Here is a 1,917-nt window from a genome sequence, read left to right as displayed (position 1 = left end):
ATAGTAAGAAGCGAAAAAACATCATCTGTATACTGTATTTTTGGGTAATTTCTTATAGGATTATTTTAAAAAAGTAAAAGGGAGACTGATTCATCAATCTCCCTTTTACTTTTAAAGTTTTTTTAATATTATGGTTTTACCGTTTTTAAAGCAACCACGCTATTTAAATATTCCTCAATGTTTGTATAACCATCTTTGTTTCTGTCTTTAGCTGCGTCAGAAGCATCTTTAGGATTTAATCCATTTTTTATCTCCCAAGTATCTGACATACCATCGTTATCCGAATCCTTGTATGCTACTCCTTTATACGCTGGGTATCCACCAACTTGACTGATGTCAGTAATGATACCTTGCTTGTATGAATCAATTGGTAAACGACGGTGCTTAAATTGAGTTTCTGGTAATTTAACACCTTCTGTATACTTAATTTTTCCTGTACGAACTTGTTCAATCACACGAGTATCTACGGCGTCTCTGATTGGAAGGGTTGCTCCTGCGTTGGCTAATACATAATCACGTGCTTGTGTCGCAGGTAAGATAGTTAGTTTAGGCATTGGCAATGGACTATTCCATTTAATATCTGCTGTATATTTATCTGCATCGGCAAAATTCTCTACTTGCACCCCGCCGTCCCAGTTATCCTTGGTTACTCGATCATTACCTTCCATAATGTTGCCATGAACATAAGCACGACCGAACGTTAAGTAACCTAGTTTACTTCTACCAGATTCAGGCTTTAAAATACGATACCCAATAGGCGAATCTTTTGGCGTAAGTGGGCCTGGCTTGTAATAGTTATTGATAATATTATACATAGCACGGTAATCTCCACCATCTGTCGAACGGTGTACCCAGTTGAACATTACGTTGTTTACAAAATTGAAAATACCAAACCATCCGATTGATGGATTACGGCCAGCATTATCTGCCCAAAGGTTTCTCATAAACGTACAGTTTTCACCACCTAATGTACTTCCAAAAGCATGATTCCAAGTATCTAGTGCTTCAGAGAAAATTGAGTTTTGAATCGTAATGTTAACAGTAGGTAATTTATCTTCAATTTTACCTGTACTATCATTGTACATGTGACGATACATAGACATATTTTCATCTAAGCCCCAGCTTGCTGAAACGTGGTCAATCATGATATTACCAATTGGGTTTCCTCCGATTGAATCATCACGACGGCCAACATTGGTTTCTCCTCTTCTAAAACGCATAAAACGAATTACTACGTCGTGTGTATTAATCCAAACAGACTCACCCGCCACACAGACACCATCGCCTGGAGCTGTTTGACCAGCAATTGTGATATAAGGAGCACGAATAATCAAAGGTGTTTTTAAACGAATAATACCTGCCACATTAAAAACAACTGTTCTTGCACCACCTTGCTCGCAAGCTTCACGCAAAGAACCTGGGCCATTATCTTCCAAACTTGTTACGACATATACTTTTCCGCCACGGCCACCAAAAGAGTACGCTCCGCCACCTTCAGCACCAGGAAACGCAGGAATACTTGCTTGTGGTAAATCAATAGGACGAGCAGCCCAAGGAATATATGGTTTTCCTTCACGCGATTCTTTCTGAATAATAGGCAAAGCTTTTTGCCAAGCAATATCAGATTGTTTTCTACTTGCATTAAGTAACGAGTCGCTTTGTTTTTGGATATCGGCAGGAATTTGAGGATACTGAGCAAAAGCCGATTGCTGTAATGTTAGCAAAACCAATACTACTCGGAGTATTGTTGAGAAAGAAATCTTTTTCATCTGTGATTGTTAATAAATTTAGTATTGATAATCAGCTACAAACCTCTTTATATGACTATCAAAACCAAGCATGTTGAGTTTATGAAAACTTTCGCTAAACCAAAAATTATAATTAGCTAAAAAAGTATATTATTTCCAAAATTAGTAC

General features: G+C 37.6%; 1 protein-coding gene. It reads right to left on the bottom strand.

Annotated features, from left to right (window positions below; translation table 11 throughout):
- Positions 1-128 precede the first annotated feature (128 nt).
- Positions 129-1,769 (bottom strand): polysaccharide lyase, encoded by a 1,641-nt coding sequence (locus AC07XN_RS24255; protein WP_494744917.1) that lies wholly within the window; start codon positions 1,767-1,769, stop codon positions 129-131.
- Between the last annotated feature and the right edge of the window lie 148 nt (positions 1,770-1,917).

The sequence above is a fragment of the Arcicella sp. GW458-12-2-14-TSB2 genome, from assembly GCF_059423785.1.
This window is presented reverse-complemented; position numbering and strand designations above follow the sequence as displayed.

What these genes read in the sequence shown, in the direction of transcription:
- AC07XN_RS24255 (WP_494744917.1), bottom strand. Translation starts at nt 1,769, where the DNA reads ATGAAAAAGATTTCTTTCTCAACAATACTCCGAGTAGTATTGGTTTTG.